17 protein-coding genes are annotated in these 16597 nt (G+C 74.1%); 11 read left to right on the top strand and 6 right to left on the bottom strand.

The window, feature by feature from the left end:
- Positions 1-11: 11 nt before the first annotated feature.
- A complete protein-coding gene (locus tag AC3WT4_RS01680; RefSeq protein ID WP_074803380.1) occupies positions 12-761 on the bottom strand; it encodes a PAS and ANTAR domain-containing protein in 750 nt (249 codons plus the stop codon).
- 105 nt (positions 762-866) lie between these two features.
- On the opposite strand from AC3WT4_RS01680, the gene AC3WT4_RS01675 reads away from it, so the two are divergent.
- On the top strand, positions 867-2195 hold the full coding sequence (locus AC3WT4_RS01675; RefSeq protein ID WP_492314531.1) for a molybdopterin molybdotransferase MoeA: 1329 nt from the start codon (positions 867-869) through the stop codon (positions 2193-2195).
- Positions 2196-2213: 18 nt separating this feature from the next.
- Here the strand turns inward: AC3WT4_RS01675 and AC3WT4_RS01670 are convergent, their stop codons facing one another.
- Positions 2214-2885, bottom strand: a complete 672-nt coding sequence (locus tag AC3WT4_RS01670; protein WP_061267804.1) for an AIM24 family protein — start codon at positions 2883-2885, stop codon at positions 2214-2216.
- An 83-nt stretch (positions 2886-2968) separates the two neighbouring features.
- Here AC3WT4_RS01670 and moaC point away from each other — a divergent pair, with 83 nt between their 5' ends.
- The 4 genes from moaC to AC3WT4_RS01650 are packed head-to-tail and all read left to right on the top strand — an operon-like array spanning position 2969 to position 4697.
- Positions 2969-3439, top strand: a complete 471-nt coding sequence (gene moaC / locus AC3WT4_RS01665) for a cyclic pyranopterin monophosphate synthase MoaC (protein ID WP_074803389.1) — start codon at positions 2969-2971, stop codon at positions 3437-3439.
- A complete protein-coding gene (gene mobA, locus AC3WT4_RS01660; protein ID WP_257417258.1) occupies positions 3436-4167 on the top strand; it encodes a molybdenum cofactor guanylyltransferase in 732 nt (243 codons plus the stop codon). Before moaC ends, mobA begins: the two co-directional genes overlap by 4 nt.
- On the top strand, positions 4164-4457 hold the full coding sequence (locus AC3WT4_RS01655) for a DUF6457 domain-containing protein (protein ID WP_074803392.1): 294 nt from the start codon (positions 4164-4166) through the stop codon (positions 4455-4457). Before mobA ends, AC3WT4_RS01655 begins: the two co-directional genes overlap by 4 nt.
- 3 nt (positions 4458-4460) lie before the next feature.
- Complete coding sequence (locus AC3WT4_RS01650) at positions 4461-4697, top strand: MoaD/ThiS family protein (protein WP_257417254.1); 237 nt, start codon at positions 4461-4463, stop codon at positions 4695-4697.
- A gap of 117 nt (positions 4698-4814) precedes the next feature.
- Here the strand turns inward: AC3WT4_RS01650 and AC3WT4_RS01645 are convergent, their stop codons facing one another.
- Positions 4815-5324, bottom strand: coding sequence for a MogA/MoaB family molybdenum cofactor biosynthesis protein (locus AC3WT4_RS01645; protein ID WP_257417252.1), 510 nt, complete (start codon positions 5322-5324; stop codon positions 4815-4817).
- A gap of 224 nt (positions 5325-5548) precedes the next feature.
- On the opposite strand from AC3WT4_RS01645, the gene AC3WT4_RS01640 reads away from it, so the two are divergent.
- From AC3WT4_RS01640 to AC3WT4_RS01620, 5 genes are all read left to right on the top strand, one after another.
- Positions 5549-9484: a nitrate reductase subunit alpha gene (locus AC3WT4_RS01640; protein ID WP_492314530.1), complete on the top strand. Its 3936-nt coding sequence runs from the start codon at positions 5549-5551 to the stop codon at positions 9482-9484.
- Positions 9485-9539: 55 nt separating this feature from the next.
- Positions 9540-11396, top strand: coding sequence for a nitrate reductase subunit beta (gene narH / locus AC3WT4_RS01635; RefSeq protein WP_492314529.1), 1857 nt, complete (start codon positions 9540-9542; stop codon positions 11394-11396).
- Entirely contained in the window at positions 11393-12148 is a 756-nt protein-coding gene (gene narJ, locus AC3WT4_RS01630; RefSeq protein ID WP_492314528.1) for a nitrate reductase molybdenum cofactor assembly chaperone, read from the top strand. Before narH ends, narJ begins: the two co-directional genes overlap by 4 nt.
- A complete protein-coding gene (gene narI, locus AC3WT4_RS01625) occupies positions 12145-12903 on the top strand; it encodes a respiratory nitrate reductase subunit gamma (RefSeq protein WP_143031006.1) in 759 nt (252 codons plus the stop codon). The genes narJ and narI overlap by 4 nt, the downstream gene beginning before the upstream one ends.
- Positions 12904-13057: 154 nt before the next feature.
- Positions 13058-13633: a DoxX family protein gene (locus tag AC3WT4_RS01620; protein WP_492314527.1), complete on the top strand. Its 576-nt coding sequence runs from the start codon at positions 13058-13060 to the stop codon at positions 13631-13633.
- Positions 13634-13749: 116 nt separating this feature from the next.
- Here the strand turns inward: AC3WT4_RS01620 and AC3WT4_RS01615 are convergent, their stop codons facing one another.
- A complete protein-coding gene (locus AC3WT4_RS01615) occupies positions 13750-14238 on the bottom strand; it encodes a GNAT family N-acetyltransferase (protein WP_074803400.1) in 489 nt (162 codons plus the stop codon).
- A gap of 108 nt (positions 14239-14346) precedes the next feature.
- Positions 14347-15600 (bottom strand): DUF1214 domain-containing protein, encoded by a 1254-nt coding sequence (locus AC3WT4_RS01610; protein ID WP_257417239.1) that lies wholly within the window; start codon positions 15598-15600, stop codon positions 14347-14349.
- 191 nt (positions 15601-15791) lie between these two features.
- Here AC3WT4_RS01610 and AC3WT4_RS01605 point away from each other — a divergent pair, with 191 nt between their 5' ends.
- Positions 15792-16124 (top strand): STAS domain-containing protein, encoded by a 333-nt coding sequence (locus tag AC3WT4_RS01605; RefSeq protein WP_043652484.1) that lies wholly within the window; start codon positions 15792-15794, stop codon positions 16122-16124.
- A 247-nt stretch (positions 16125-16371) separates the two neighbouring features.
- On the opposite strand, the gene AC3WT4_RS01600 is transcribed toward AC3WT4_RS01605, so the two are convergent.
- Positions 16372-16584, bottom strand: a complete 213-nt coding sequence (locus AC3WT4_RS01600) for a hypothetical protein (protein WP_114553883.1) — start codon at positions 16582-16584, stop codon at positions 16372-16374.
- Positions 16585-16597 lie beyond the last annotated feature (13 nt).

Here is a 16597-nt window from a genome sequence, read left to right as displayed (position 1 = left end):
GACCGCCCGGCTCAGGAGCGGGCCGGCTCGCGACGGCGTGCGAGCTGCGCCTCGTGGGCGCGGGGCCGCGCGACCGGGCGGACGGCGGCGAACGCGCCCGCGACCGTGGCCTCGGCCGTCGGACCGACCCCGCCGGCCTTGCTCAGCGCACGCATGACCTGCGCGGCCGTCTCCTGGACGGGGACGCCCGCTTCGCCGGCCGCCTCCGCGAGGAGCTGGCCCGCCGCGACGTCGTCGACGCCGTGCACGGCCATGAGCACGCCCTTGACCTGCTCGACGGCCGCCTGCGTGACGAACGCGCGCGTGACCGCGCGCTGCGACTCGCGCTCGAGCGCCTCCTTGTGCGTCGGGGTGACGTCGACGACGTACCCCGCGATCTCGACGACGCGACCGCGCGCGTCCCGTCGGCCCTGTCCCGTCACGACGACGGACCGGGCCTTGCCGTGCCCGTCGACGATGCGGTGCGCGCACGAGAACGGGCGTCCGGAACGGATCGCCTCCGTGGCGGCGCGCACGACGCGGGCGCGGTCGTCCGGGTGCTTGCGCGAACGCAGCGCGTCGAGGCTGGGCTGGACGTCCCCCGGCGCCCAGCCGTGCATGGTGTACACCTCGTCCGACCACCACCACGTCCCGGTGCCGAGCTCGACGCGGTACTGCCCCACGAGGAGGTGCGTGCCCACGGCAAGCACCTCCGCGAGCGCTGCGGGGCGCACGGGCGCCGTCTGGTCGGGGCTGAGGGTGGTCACGGGGATCGAGGCCATGTCGTCCTCCCAAGGTTCGGGGGGCTTCGGGCCGCTTCATGACTCCGGTGCCCAACGTAGCCCACCCTCCCGAGGTCGGCACCCGGGCTCGGCTACGGTGCGGGCATGACGCGCGACCCGAGTCGGACGATCGTCCAGCACACCGCGGACGCGCTCGCGCTCGTCCGCCCGACGGCGCCCGCGGACACCCCGCTGGAGGACGCCGTGGGGGCCGTCCTGGCCGCCGACGTCGTGTCCGCGCTGGACGCCCCCGCGTTCGACGCGTCCGCGATGGACGGGTACGCGGTGCGCGCGCAGGACGTGGCGGGGGCGACGCCGTCGGCGCCCGTGGTGCTGCGTGTCGTGGGCGACGTCGCGGCCGGGGACGCGGGCCCGCCCGGGCTCGACGGCGACCTGGGACCGGGCGAGGCGGTCCGGATCATGACGGGCGCGCCCGTGCCGCCCGGGGCGGACTCCGTCGTGCCCGTCGAGCGCACGTCGACCGGCCGCTTCACGCCGGGCGCGGCCGGGAGCGGGCCGACGACGGTCGCGGTCCACGACGCCTCGCGCACTCACGTGCGGCCCCGCGGGGAGGACGTGCGCCGGGGGGACGTCGTCGTCGCGGCGGGCACCGTGCTCACGGCGCGGCACGTCTCGGTCGCGGCGTCCGCCGGGCACGCGACCGTGCGCGTGCACCGCGCGCCGCGCGTCGCGGTGCTCTCCACCGGCAGCGAGCTCGTGGCGCCCGGGACCATGCCGGGACCGGGGCACCTCCCGGACTCCAACTCCGTCCTCCTCGCCGCGGCGGCCCGCGCGGCGGGCGCGCACGTGGTGCGGCGCGGGGCCGTGGGCGACTCCGCGGCGGCGCTCGTCACGACGCTGGACGGGCTGCTCGACGCGTTCGACGGCGCCCCGCCCGACCTGCTCGTCAGCACCGGCGGGGTGAGCGCGGGCGCGTTCGACGTCGTGCGCGAGGTGCTCGACCCCGCGACCCGCGCGGGCACGGCGTGGCAGGACGCGGTCACCGACGCCCGGCTCGTCGCGGTCGGCATGCAGCCCGGCCGCCCGCAGGGTCTCGGACGCTGGCGGGGTGTGCCGTGGCTCGCGCTGCCGGGCAACCCCGTGAGCGCGTACGTGTCGTTCGAGCTGTTCGTGCGGCCCGTCGTGGACCGGCTGCGCGGCGTGCCCGGCACGGGCCGCCCGCTCGTCCGGCGCGTCGCCGCCGCGGGGTGGTCCTCGCCCGCCGGGCGCGAGCAGCTCGTCCTCGTGCGCCACACCGAGCCCGACGGCGCGCACGTCGTCCCCGCGGGCCGTCACCCCGACGAGCGCACGACGGCGCGCGGCTCCGGCTCGCACCGCGTGAGCGCGCTCGCGCACGCCGACGCGCTCGCCGTCGTCGGGGCCGACGTCACGGCCGTGGCACCGGGCGACCCCGTGCAGGTGCTGCTGCTCTGAGCCCGGGGCCGGCCTCGATCACTTCGCCGCGGGCGGCGGGTGCCCCTCCGACGCCTGCACGACGACGATCCCCCGCCCCGACAGCGCGAGCTGGTACGCCTCGCCGGACCCGCGCCCGATCGCGGCACCGAGCTTCGCCGTCTTGCGGATCGAGGACTGCAGCGACGTGGACCACAGCACCGCGGCCTGCATGTCGACGAAGGTGGGGACGTCGACGTCGAGCACGACGGGCGTGCCGAACGCCGTGACGGCCAGCGACCCGGTCCCGGTGAACGTCGTGTTGAACAGGCCGCCGCTGAGCATCGACGCGCCCTCGACCCGGTTGATGTCCCACGCGAGCGAGCTCTCGAACGCGAGCACGTTCGCGCCGTTGACCGTCACGCCCTCGTCCTCCAGGTGGAGCACGAAGACCTGGTCCGCGTCCTGCGCGAGGAAGACGTCCCCGCTGCCCGAGACCTTCATGAGCGACATGCCCTCGCCCGTGAACGCCTTCTTGAACATCTTGCCGAGACCGCCGCTGCCCTCGTACGCGAAGTCGACGTCGCCCTGGTAGGCGACCATCGAGCCCTGCTTCGCGAAGAAGAACCCGCCCGTGCCGCGGAGGTCGACCTTGAGCATGCGGTCGTTCTGGAGCTGGAAGCTGCCGGGCTCGACGGAGCGCTCGGCGTGGTCGAGGAGTGAGCTGCGCATGGGCCGATCCTCGCGGCTGCGGGCCGCGAGCGCACCCGATCCCCCGACCGTCCGCGCGCGGCGCCGCGTGCGAGAGTGGCGGCATGAGCTTCACGCACCTCGACGAGCGCGGGCACGCGCGCATGGTCGACGTCACCGCCAAGCAGCCCACCGTCCGCTCCGCGACGGCGACCGGGACCGTGCGGTGCTCCCCGGAGATCGTCGCCGCGCTGCGCGACGGGACCGTCCCCAAGGGCGACGTGCTCGCCGTCGCGCGCATCGCCGGCATCGCGGGCGCCAAGCGGACGGCCGAGCTCCTGCCGCTCGCGCACGTCATCGGCGTCCACGGGGCGGTCGTCGACCTCGTCGTGGGCGACCACGGCGTCGACGTCACCGCCACCGTCCGGACGGCGGACCGCACGGGCGTCGAGATGGAGGCGCTCACCGCCGTCGCGGTCGCGGGCCTCGCGGTCGTCGACATGGTCAAGGGCCTCGACAAGTCCGTCGAGCTCACGGACGTGCGGCTGGTCGCGAAGACCGGGGGCAAATCCGGCGACTGGCACCGCGAGCCGTGACGGCCCGCCCCGACGACGGGTCGGCACCCGACGGGCCGGGTCGGCACCTCGAGCTGCCGATCCCCGCGCGGGGTGCCGAACCGTCCCTCGCGTTCGACGCCGTCGTGCTGGCCGGAGGGCGGGCGGAGCGGCTCGGGACGCCCAAGCCCGGCCTCGTCGTCGGGGGTCGGCCCCTGCTGGAGCACGCGCTCGCGGCGACCGTGGGGGCGGCGCGGACGGTCGTCGTCGGGCCGGACGAGCTCGCCGCCCCGGGGCGCTACGTCCGCACGCGCGAGGACCCGCCGTTCGGGGGGCCCGTCGCCGGGATCGCGGCCGGGCTCGCCGCCCTGCCCGACGACGGCCGCGCACCCTGGGTGCTCGTGCTCGCGTGCGACGTCCCCCGCGCCGCCGAGGCGGTACCCGCGCTGCTCGCCGCCGCCCGCCGCCGGAGCGGCGAGGTCGCCGTCCACGCGGTGCGCGACGGACGCGCGCAGTGGCTCGTCGGTCTGTACGAGCGCGCGGCGCTCGACGCCGCCCTCGCCGCGCTGCCGACCGTGCAGGGCGCGTCGGTGCGGCAGCTCCTCGCCGGTCTCCCCGCGATCGGCGTCCCCGACGACACGGGCGCCACCGACGACGTGGACACGTGGGAGGATGCCCGCGAGCAGGAGCGCCGCCTGGCCGCAGGCGCGCCCGCGGTGCCCGGCGCCCCGCCCGCCGGCACCCCCGACGACGGCAGGAGGCCACGATGACGAACCTCGAACGCTGGGTCGACGCGCTCGCGCAGGACCTCGACCTCGACCCGGAGGTCGTCGACATCGGCGCGGTCCTCGACCTCGCGCGCGACGCCGCGCACGGCATCGAGCGCCCCGCCGCGCCTCTCACGACGTTCGTCGCGGGCTACGTCGCCGGGCTCGCCGTGCACGACGGGTCGGGCCGCAGCGTGCAGGACGTGCTCGACCGGGCGACCGAGCTCGCGCTCGCGTGGACGCCCGAGCCCGAGCTGCCCGGCACCGCGGCCCCGGCCGAGACGCAGGACTGAGAGATGGCGACCGTCCGCTACTTCGCCGGCGCGCGCGACGCCGCCGGCACCGAGACCGAGACCGTCGACGCGGCGACGGTCGGCGAGCTGCACGCCGCCGTCGTCGCCCGGCACGCGGCGCTCGCCGACGTGCTGCCGCGCTGCTCGCTCCTCGTGGGAGGCGTCCGCGCGGCGAGCGACGACACCCGGATAGCCGAGGACGAAACGGTCGACGTCCTCCCCCCGTTCGCCGGCGGCTGACCCCGCCCGGCTGCCCCGCCCGGCTGCCCCGCCCTGTGCCGAGCAGGCGGTCCTGGCTCGTCACGGTCCCAGGACCCGCCACGACCGCCTGGTCGGCTCGCCAGGAACGCCTGGTCGTCAGTGGTCGCCGCCGTCGAGCTGTGCGAGGACGTGCAGCAGCAGCGGCTCCAGGACGGCCCAGCCGTCGCGCACCCCGCCGGTGGAGCCGGGGAGGTTGACCACGAGCGCGCGCCCGTGCGGGCCGGGCGCGACCCCCGCGACGCCGCGCGACAGCACCGCCGCGGGGACGTGCTCCGCGCCGCGGCGACGCAGCTCCTCCGCGATGCCCGGGACCTCCTGCGCCAGCACCTCGCGGGTGCCCTCGGGCGTGAGGTCGCGCGGCCCGACGCCCGTCCCCCCGGTCGTGAGCACGACGCGCGCACCCCCCGCCACGGCCCGGGCGACCGCGTCGCGGACGGGGGCGACGCCGTCGGGCACGAGGTCGGTGACGACCGCCCAGCCCGCCGCCGCGAGCAGCCCCGCGAGGAGCGGTCCCGAGCGGTCCTCCGCCTCGCCGCGCGAGCAGCGGTCGGACACGGTGACGACGGCGACGGTCGCGTCCGCGGGCCGTCCGGTGGGTGCGGTCATGGCGCCACGGTAACGAGCCGGGCCCTGCCCGGCGGGGAGGGGACCGCAGGGCGCGCTCACCGCGCGCGATCCGGACGGCCTGGGCATAGTGGCAGTGGACCGACCGCCGCACCTGCTCGCCCAGGAGGCCTCATGTCGTACCTGTCCGTGCCGTCACCGCCGCCGGCGCACCGTCTCTGGTGGCGCCCGGTGGTCTCCGCCGCGGCGGGCAGCGGGAGCGCGGCATGACGACGACGTCGGAGGGACCGGTCGAGGACGCGCTGCTGCGGCTCGGCAAGCACCTCAAGCGCGGGACGGTGTCCGACGACCTGCGGCAGGTGTTCCTCACGGGCGGCCGCCAGGGCGACGTGTTCTACCGCGACCGCTGGTCCCACGACAAGGTCGTGCGCTCGACCCACGGCGTGAACTGCACCGGGTCGTGCTCGTGGAAGGTGTACGTCAAGGACGGCATCATCACGTGGGAGACCCAGCAGACCGACTACCCCTCCGTGGGGCCGGACTCGCCCGAGTACGAGCCGCGCGGCTGCCCCCGCGGCGCCGCGTTCTCCTGGTACACCTACTCCCCCACGCGCGTGCGCTACCCCTACGTGCGCGGCGCGCTGCTCGACGCCTACCGCGCGGCCCGCGCCGCCACGGGCGACCCGGTGCTCGCGTGGCGCAAGGTCACGACGGACCCCGCCACCGCCCGCGCCTACAAGGCGGCGCGCGGCAAGGGCGGCCTCGTGCGCGCCACGTGGGACGAGGCGGCGGAGATCGTCGCCGCGGCGCACGTGCACACGATCGCGGCGTACGGGCCCGACCGCATCGCGGGGTTCTCCCCGATCCCCGCCATGTCGATGGTCTCCCACGGGGTGGGCGCGCGGTTCGTCCAGATGCTCGGCGGCACCATGCTGTCGTTCTACGACTGGTACGCCGACCTGCCCGTCGCGTCCCCGCAGGTCTTCGGCGACCAGACCGACGTCCCGGAGTCCGCGGACTGGTGGAACTCGACGTACTGCATCATGTGGGGCTCGAACGTCCCCGTGACCCGCACGCCCGACGCCCACTTCATGACCGAGGCGCGCTACCGCGGCCAGAAGGTGATCGTCGTGTCGCCCGACTACGCGGACAACACGAAGTTCGCCGACGAGTGGCTCGCCCCGCACCCGGGCACGGACGGCGCGCTCGCCCAGGCCATGGGCCACGTGATCCTCACGGAGCACTACGCGCAGCGCCGCACCCCGCAGTTCGCGGAGTACGCGGCCCGCTTCACGGACCTCCCCCACCTCGTCGTGCTCGAGGAGCACGACGGCGGCTCGGGGTCGGGCACGACCTACGTGCCCGGGAAGTTCCTCACCGCGGCGGACCTGCCCGACGGCGTCGGGCGCCCCGGCGACGACGACGCCGCCTCGGCGAACGCGCGCTTCAAGACCGTCGTGCTCGACGCGGACGGCACCCCGCGCGTCCCGCACGGGAGCCTCGGCCACCGCTACGGCGAGGCCGACGCCGGGCGGTGGAACCTCGACCTCGGCGACATCGACCCGCTGCTCTCGGTCGCCGACCCGCACGGCGTCTTCTGGGGCTCCCCCCAGACGCCTCCCACCCGCGACACCGTCCCCGAGCGCCCGCTGTCGGCCGACCTGGGCTCTCCCCCGGCCGACCAGGGCTCTCCCCCGGCAGACCCGGGCTCTCCCTCGGCCGACCACTCGTACGAGACGGTCGCCGTCGGGCTGCCGCGGTTCGACCTCGACCCGGCACCGGGCGACGACGCGGGCGCGCACCTGGGCGGTGCGGGCGTCGTCGTGCGCGGCGTGCCGGCGCGACGCGTCGGCGGGCGGCTCGTCACGACGGTGCTCGACCTGCTGCTCGCGCAGTACGGCGTGAACCGGCCGGAGCTCGGCCTGCCGGGCGAGTGGCCCGCGGGGTACGACGACGACGCGACGCCCGCGACACCGGCGTGGCAGGAGCGGTTCACGGGCGTCCCGGCCGCAGCCGCCGCGCGCATCGGGCGCGAGTTCGCGCAGAACGCGCTCGACTCGGGCGGGCGCTCGATGATCATCATGGGCGCGGGCACGAACCACTGGTTCCACTCCGACACGATCTACCGCGCGATGCTCGCGCTGACCACCCTCACGGGCTGCCAGGGCGTCAACGGCGGCGGGTGGGCGCACTACGTGGGGCAGGAGAAGTGCCGTCCCGTCACGGGGTGGGCCCAGTACGCGGGCGGCCTCGACTGGTCACGACCGCCGCGCCAGATGATCGGCACCGCGTTCTGGTACCTCGCGACAGACCAGTGGCGCTACGACGGCCTGCCCGCGGACGCGCTCGCGTCGCCGCTCGCGCAGGGCCAGTTCTCCGGGCGCACGACGGCGGACACGCTCGTCGAGTCCGCGCAGCGCGGCTGGATGCCGAGCTACCCGACGTTCGACCGCAACCCGCTCGACCTCGTGGACGAGGCCCGCGCGGCGGGCAAGGAGCCCGCGCAGCACGTCGTCGACGAGCTCAAGGCCGGGAACCTCCGGTTCGCGTGCGAGGACCCCGACGACCCGGCGAACTTCCCGCGCGTCGTCACGGTGTGGCGCGCGAACATCCTCGGGTCGTCGGGCAAGGGCAACGAGTACTTCCTCCAGCACCTCCTGGGGACGGACGCCGCGGTCAACGCCGCGGAGTCCGGCCCCGAGCGGCGCCCGCGGTCGATGACGTGGCGCGAGGAGGCGCCGCGCGGCAAGCTCGACCTGCTCGTCACGCTCGACTTCCGGATGACGTCGACCACGCTGTTCTCGGACGTGGTGCTCCCCGCCGCGACCTGGTACGAGAAGCACGACCTGTCCTCGACGGACATGCACCCGTTCGTGCACTCGTTCAACCCGGCGATCGACCCGCCGTGGCAGACGCGCACGGACTTCGACATCTTCCACACCGTCGCGGCGAAGGTCTCCGAGCTCGCGGTGACGCACCTCGGGGTGCGGGAGGACCTCGTCGCCGCCCCGCTCGCGCACGACACCCCGGACGAGATGGCCGTCCCGCACGGCGCGCTCACCGACTCGGGGCAGCCCGTGACGGAGCGCGAGCTCGTCCCGGGCGTGACGATGCCGAAGCTCGTGGTCGTCGAGCGCGACTACCCGGCGTTCGCCGCGCGCATGGCCGCGCTCGGCCCCCTCACCGAGAAGGCGGGCATGGCGACCAAGGGCGTGCAGTTCTCGCCCGGGCCGGAGGTCGCAGACCTCGGCCGGCGCAACGGCCTCGTGCCCGACGGCCCCGCCGCCGGACGTCCGCGCCTCGACCGCGACACGCACGCGTGCGAGATGATCCTCGCCCTCTCGGGCACGACGAACGGTCGGCTCGCCGTGCAGGGCTTCGAGCACGTCGAGCGCCGCACGGGCACGCCCCTGGCGGACCTCGCCCGCGACGAGCAGGGCAAGCGCGTGACGTTCCCGGACGTGCAGTCCCGCCCGACGCCGGTCATCACCTCGCCCGAGTGGTCGGGCTCGGAGCACGGCGGGCGCCGGTACTCGGCGTTCGTCGTCAACGTGGAGCGGCTCAAGCCGTGGCACACCCTCACGGGCCGGCAGCACTTCTACCTCGACCACGACTGGATGATCGAGCTCGGGGAGCACCTGCCGGTGTTCCGGCCGCCCCTCGACATGCACCGGCTGTTCGGCGACTCGCCCGTCGTGGGCGACACCTCGCCGTCGGGCTACCCGGGGTCCGCCGGGCACGCGGAGGTCGCGGTGCGGTACCTGACCCCGCACAACAAGTGGGCGATCCACTCGGAGTACCAGGACAACCTCTTCATGCTGTCGCTCTCGCGCGGCGGGCCCGGCATCTGGATGAGCCCGGCCGACGCCGCCAAGATCGGCGTCGCGGACAACGAGTGGGTCGAGGCGTACAACCGCAACGGCGTCGTGGTGGCGCGCGCGATCGTCAGCCACCGGATGCCCGAGGGCACGGTCTACATGTTCCACGCGACCGACCGCACGATCGACGTCCCGCTCGCCGAGACGTCGGGCCTGCGCGGCGGGATCCACAACTCGCTCACGCGCATCCTGCTCAAGCCGACGCACCTCGCGGGCGGGTACGCCCAGCTGTCGTACGCGTTCAACTACCTCGGGCCGACCGGGAACCAGCGCGACGAGATGACGGTCGTCCGGCGCCGGAGCCAGGAGGTGCGGTACTCGTGACGCGGACGGACGCAGCAGGCGGCCTCGGGCCGGCCGGCCGGGAGGGGGTGACGTCGTGCGGGTGATGGCGCAGATGTCGATGGTCATGAACCTCGACAAGTGCATCGGGTGCCACACGTGCTCGGTGACGTGCAAGCAGGCGTGGACGAACCGCACGGGCGTGGAGTACGTGTGGTTCAACAACGTCGAGACGCGTCCCGGGCTCGGGTACCCGCGCACCTACCAGGACCAGGAGCGCTGGCAAGGCGGCTGGGTGCGGACGAAGAAGGGCCGGCTCAAGCTCCGCGCCGGCGGCCGCCTGAAGAAGCTCGCGACGATCTTCTCCAACCCGAAGCTCCCCTCGATCCACGACTACTACGAGCCGTGGACCTACGAGTACGACATGCTGCTCTCGTCGCCGCAGGGGCAGCACACGCCCGTCGCCCGGCCGAAGTCGCTGCTCACGGGCGGTGACATCAACATCTCGTGGTCCGCGAACTGGGACGACGACCTCGGCGGCTCGACCGCGACCATGCAGGACGACCCCGTGCTCCAGCACATGTCGGAGCACGTGGCCACCGAGCTCGACAAGACGTTCATGTTCTACCTGCCGCGCATCTGCGAGCACTGCCTCAACCCGGCGTGCGTCGCGTCGTGCCCGTCGGGCGCCATGTACAAGCGGGCCGAGGACGGCATCGTGCTGGTCGACCAGGACCAGTGCCGGGGCTGGCGCATGTGCGTCACCGGGTGCCCGTACAAGAAGGTCTACTTCAACCACAAGACCGGCAAGGCCGAGAAGTGCACGCTCTGCTACCCGCGCATCGAGGTCGGACTGCCGACCGTGTGCTCGGAGACGTGCGTCGGGCGCCTGCGCTACCTCGGCCTCGTCCTCTACGACGCCGACAAGGTCACCGAGGCCGCGAGCGTGGAGGACGAGCACGAGCTCCTCGCCTCGCAGCGCGCCGTCTTCCTCGACCCGAACGACCCGGAGGTCGTGGCCGCCGCACGTGCGGAGGGCATCCCCGACGACTGGATCACGGCCGCCCAGCGCTCGCCGATCTGGGACCTCATCTCACGCTACGAGGTCGCGCTGCCCCTGCACCCCGAGTACCGCACGCTGCCGATGGTCTGGTACATCCCGCCGCTGTCCCCCGTCGTCGACGTCGTCGCCGCCTCCGGGAACGACGGCGAGGACGGGCGCACGCTGTTCGCCGCGATCTCGAAGATGCGCATCCCGCTCGAGTACCTCGCGGGGCTGTTCACGGCGGGCGAGACCGCCCCGGTGGAGCGCGTGCTGCGCCGCCTGGCGGCCATGCGGTCGTACATGCGCGACATCAACCTCGGCCGCGAGGCCGACGAGCAGACCGCGGCCGCGGTCGGCATGACCGGTGCCCAGGTCCAGGAGATGTACCGCCTGCTCGCCGTCGCGAAGTACGAGGACCGGTACGTCATCCCGACCGCGCACACCGAGATCGCGCGCGAGCTCGACGAGCTGTCCTGTTCCCTCGACTACGACGGCGGCCCCGGCATGGGCGGCATGGGCCTCACGGGCGGCGGCCCGTTCGGCGAGACGTCGGGCAGCCCGGTGCCGGTCGCGGTCGAGAACTTCCACGTGCTCCAGGCACGGCAGACGGCGGACTCGCCCTACGGGCCGTCGACCCCCGGTCGCGTCAACCTCCTCAACTGGGACGGCAACGGGCGACCGCCCGGCCTCTTCCCGCCGGGCGAGGGGCCGGAGCCGGGCGACGTGTCGGGCGCGCCCGGCGGCGTCACGCCGGGCGGCCCGGGCTCGTTGCCAGGCGGGCGCCAGGACGCGCGGCACGACACGATCCCCGGTCCCCCGGCGCCCGGTGGGCCGGCGCCCGGCGGGCCGACGGGCGGTCCCGCGCCCGGGAGCGGTCCCGGCGTCGAGCCCGACGGAGGCACCCGATGAGGGCGCGCTCCCTGCTCCCGACCCCGGCGCTGCGGCCCGGGGCACGGCCTCGGGGGCCGCAGCCCGACCACCTGGCCCCGGTCGCGACGTCGGCCGCCCAGCGCCGCACCGCCCACATGGCCGCGTCGCTGCTGCTGGCCTACCCGGACGAGGACGTGCTCGCCGCGGTCGACGCCGTCCGCGCGTCCGCCCCGGGCCTGCCCGGACCGGTCCGCGAGCGCCTGGAGGACTTCTGCGACGTCCTGACGGCGGCGGGCGGGCCGGGCCTGCGCGAGCTCCAGGCGCGGTACGTCGCGACGTTCGACCTCAAGCGGAAGTGCTCGATGTACCTGTCGTACTACGCGGCAGGCGACACGCGCCGACGCGGGACGGCGCTCGTCGCGTTCGTCGAGGCGTACCGCGCGGCCGGATGGGAGGTCACGGGCTCCGAGCTCCCCGACTACCTCCCGACGGTGCTCGAGTTCTCGGCCCGGACCACGGGGGACGACGCGACGATCGCGGCCGGTCTGCTCGCGTCCCACCGCGACGGCATCGAGGTGCTGCGCACGGCGCTCGAGAGCGCGCGCAGCCCGTGGACGGGGCTCGTCGAGGCCGTGTGCCTCACGCTGCCCCCGCTCGACGAGCGCACGCAGCAGCGGTACGTCGAGCTCGTGACGGCGGGGCCGCCCGCCGAGCTCGTGGGCATGGAGCCCTTCGCGCTCGAGCCGTACGGCACGGGCGCGCCCGACCGGACGGGAGGTGCGGTGCGATGAACGGGGTGAGCACCGGAGAGGTCCTGCTGTGGGTCGTGTTCCCGTACGTGACGTTCGCGGTGTTCGTCGTGGGCTCGGTCTGGCGGTACCGGTACGACAAGTTCGGCTGGACGACGCGGTCGAGCGAGCTCTACGAGAAGCGGCTGCTGCGCCTCGGCTCGCCACTCTTCCACTTCGGCCTGCTGTTCGTCATCCTCGGGCACCTGCTGGGGCTCGTGATCCCCGAGTCGTGGACGGAGGCGGTAGGGATCCAGGAGGTCGCCTACCACTTCGTCGCGACGTACATGGGGTCGGTCGCGGCCGTCGTGCTCGTCGCGGGCCTGCTCATCCTCATCTATCGTCGCCGCACGTCCGGCCCCGTCTTCCGCGCGACGACGCGCATGGACAAGACGATGTACGTGTTCCTCGCGGCGTCGATCCTGCTGGGGTCGTGGGCCACGGTGCAGACGCAGCTCCTCGCCGACGGCCTCGGGTACGACTACCGCCAGACCATCTCGCCGTGGTTCCGCTCGCTCTGGTACCTCCAGCCGCAGCCGGAGCTCATGGCGGGCGTGCCCGCGGCGTTCCAGCTCCACATCGTCGCGGCGAACCTGCTGTTCATCCTGTGGCCGTTCACGCGGCTCGTGCACGCGTTCTCCGCCCCGGTGCCCTACGTGTTCCGCCCGTACGTCGTGTACCGCTCGCGCGACGCGTCGGTCGCCGCACGCGCCCCGCGGCCGGGCTGGGACCCGTCGGAGCGCCCGCGCTCGCGCTGACCCTCGGGGGTTCGGTCCGGCCGGTCCGGGTGACCCGGGTCGGCGCCCGTCGGCGGGTGAATTCGGCCCGACGCCGTCCCCAGGACGCCCCGCGGTGCCCTCCTTCCTGGGGCGGTCAACCCCGACCGCGACCGTCCCTGGAAGAGGTTCCCGCATGTCCACCACCGCCCCGACGACCGCCGGTCGTCCCCGCGCCACCCGCCCGTCCGCGCCGTCGGCGGCGGACGCCACGCCCGCCCGCCGTCGTCGCGCCGCCCTCGTGCCCGCACGCCTCGCGGGCCGGGTGGACGCCGCCGTCGCCGCGACCGCGCGCGTCCTCACCCGCTGGTCCGTGCCCGCCCTGCGCGTCGCCCTCGGTCTCGTGTTCCTCGGGTTCGGCGTCCTCAAGCTCGTCCCCGGCGCGAGCCCGGCGGCCGCGATCGCGGCGCGCACCGTCGAGACGCTCACGCTCGGCCTCGTCGGCGGGACCGCGGCGGTGATCTTCACCGCCGTCCTGGAGACGTTCATCGGGCTGACCCTCCTCACCGGCCGCCTCCTGCGAGCCGGGCTGCTCGCGCTCGCCGTCGCGATGGCCGGGATCCTCTCGCCGATCGTGCTGTTCGCCGGCGAGCTGTTCGGCCACGGCATGACCCTCATGGGCCAGTACGTGCTCAAGGACCTCGTCCTCGTGGCCGGCGCGGCCGTCGTCGCCGCCGTCGCGCTAGGGGCCCGCCTGCGCATCGACGCATGACGCGTGGCGCTCCCCCGCCACCGCACAGTCGCGAGGTAGAGCCCCCGGTCGCGATGTAGAACGCGGCGGGCTCTACCTCACGACCGGAGCTTCTACCTCAGTGCAGGGCGGCGCCGTCAGGCGAGCGAGAGCGTCAGGTACGTGCTGCTCGGGTCGTCCGTGTAGTCGGCGAACGGCGCGCACGGCACGAACCCGTGACGCGCGTAGAGCCGCCGCGCCGCCGCGAAGTAGTCCTCGGTGCCCGTCTCCAGGCTCACGCGGTCCAGGCCGCGGTCGCGCGCGACGTCGAGCAGGTGCGCGAGGACCGTGGCGGCGACGCCCCGGCCCCGGGCGGCCGCCGTCGTCCGCATCGACTTGAGCTCGCCCAGCGTCGCGTCGTGCTGCTTCAGCGCGCCGCACCCGAGGAGGTGGCCGTCCGCGGACCGCGCCGTGACGAACGTGATGTCCGGTGCGCGCAGGCGCTCGACGTCGAGCGCGTGCACGCTCTCGGGCGGCGACGTCGCGTGCATGTCGTCGAGGTGCTCCTGGAGCAGCGCCAGCACGTCGGGGGTCGTCGGGTCCTCCACGACGACGCGGACGTCGTCCCGGGTGGTCGTCTCGCTCACGCGCCGAGCGTGCCACACCCGACGCAGGACAGACGAGCGACCCCCGATCGCGCAGGCCGCCGCGCGGAGCGACACGGCCGTCGATGACGGCGTGACGGCTCGCCGCTCTCAGCCGTCCGCGCGCTTGTCGATCGGGGCCGGGAACCAGCGTCCGGAGGTGACCGTCTGGTCGGCGACGTACATGCGCAGGTTGAGCGAGAAACCGGCTCCCCGTGGAGTGGGCAGCCAGTTCGCCTGGGGTGCGCCGCTCGGAAGCTCGGGGGCGAGCCACAGGGAGAGCGAGCCGTCGTCGTTCGGTTCGAGCGGCATCCTGGAGGCAAGCTCATAGCGGTCGAGGGCGTTGGGAACGACGCGGTACTCCGGCACGGAGTAGAGAGTCAGGGACCAGAAGCCGTCGACGACGTCCCCGGGGAGCGCGTGCACGGGGAACCGGATCTCGTAGGTAGACGATCCGTCCAGCATGTTGCCGCCAGAGTCGGTCTGTCCGATGAAGTAGATGGCCTCTTCAGGCACGTTCGCCCACAGGCCTCCGTAGTCGATGACCGCACGGGCGAACACATCGTCGCCGAAACGCCCGACCGCGTAGGAGACGGACCACCCGTCGCGGTGTGTGCCGAACTGCTGGGCGCCGGCGAAGAAGTGGGGGATGGCCTTGGTCCGGATCGCCTCGTCGACGCGTGCCCGACCACCTGGTTCGGACGCGACGAGGTCCGCGAGGCGCGCGACGGCGGCCTGGTGCCGCGGGGCGGACGGCATCGAGTCGGCATGGGTCGCGAGCACGCCGGCGGCCTCGGTGAAGATCTCCGCGCCCAGGAGCTGGGCGTTGGTGAAGTCGGGCACCGGGTGCGCGGGCTCGACCCTGATCCCGTCCGGGGCCTCGATCCGGAAGGCGCGTTGGAGGGCGACCGCCCGCTCTGGGGTGTCCTGGAGCTCTACCCGGGCCAAGATCTTGGCCTTGGCGGCGGGCAGCTCCACACGCAGCGCACCGTCCGGGATCTCGGGCTCGGTGCCTGCGAGGACGAACGCCACCGTGCCGAAGGGGTGCTCCGGGACGGTGCGGTCGTTGATGTTCGCCACCACCTCGCCCCACCCGTCGAGCACCTGCACCGTGTAGTACCGGCCTCGTGCGTCCGGGACGTCCAGCAGGACGGCGTGGTCGCCGTCCACGGCGATCCACGCCTCCAGGTAGGCCACGTCCAGGTTGGGGTTCACGAACTCCGCCGACCCGACCGGGTTCTCCTTGATGGTGTTGTATCCCAGGCCCTCCACCTCGACGTCCTGGTGCTCTTGACGCAGCACCAGGAACCGCGCGAGCAGATACTCGTAGGCGTCGACGAGCTCGTCGTCGGAGATCTGGTCCATGCCTGTACTGAAGCACCCTCACCCCAGAGGCGCTCGGGGAAACCGAGCCGGAAGCTCGAGACGAGCACGTCGTACGAAACGACGGGGTGAAGAGGGACGGGTGACCGACCCCCGCCGAAGCAGCGAGTGTGAGAGGTTGGGAGCCGACAGTGTTCCCGCGTCGGCCGGCCTCGACGGAAAAAGGCACCCGCATGGCTCACGAGAGCGACCCGGCCACGTATCCTCCCGTCCCGTTGCACGGAGGCCTGCGATCCAGCCCCGACTCGTGGGAGCTGTGGGGCGAGATCGACTACGCCGTCGTCGAGTCCGCGCAACCTCGCCCGAGCCCGGCCCATGGGGCGCTGCACATCGATGCCTCGCGCGTCACGTTCCTGGACTCCGCCGGTGTCAGCCTCCTCCTGCTTGCCGCCAGCGCACCTCTGCGGCCGATCATCCTGGGCTGCAGCGACTACGCCCGAGACGTGCTCGAGCTCGCAGGAGCGTCGGACCTCTTCGTGTGGAGCACCACGCGACCCTCCGCGTAGCCGATCGACCATGCCACGCCCGACCAGCGTCGCCCAGCCGTCAGTCCTGACGACGGCACGTCCCGTGATCGCGCTTCGCCCGACGACCCGCTTGCTCGATACCGCGAGGAACGACGGCGGTCTCACCCACGCTGCACCGCCCAGCGCTGCGAGGACCGACGGTCGGGCGCGCTCCCCCGGTTGACGTCTTCGCGACCGACGTGCTCCACCTGGAGCTCGAGCACCAGGCGGTGCGTCAGGCTCGCGGTCACCGAGGTGGTGGCTGGATGGCTCCCACACGCTGGTTCCATGCGGCGACGGCCGTGTCGAGGCGCGCGCGTGCGGCGACGTAGAGGACGAGCTCGACGGGCGCCCCCTGGTCGACGACCGAGATGACGTCTTCCATCTCGCGCTGGGAGGCGTCGATCTCGCCCACGAGGTCGGCGGGTCGGTGGATCGAGGTCTCTCGGTCGTCGGTCATCGTGCGCCGCGGT

The organism is Cellulosimicrobium sp. EB106-03-01-XG111 (assembly GCF_058792115.1).
This window is presented reverse-complemented; position numbering and strand designations above follow the sequence as displayed.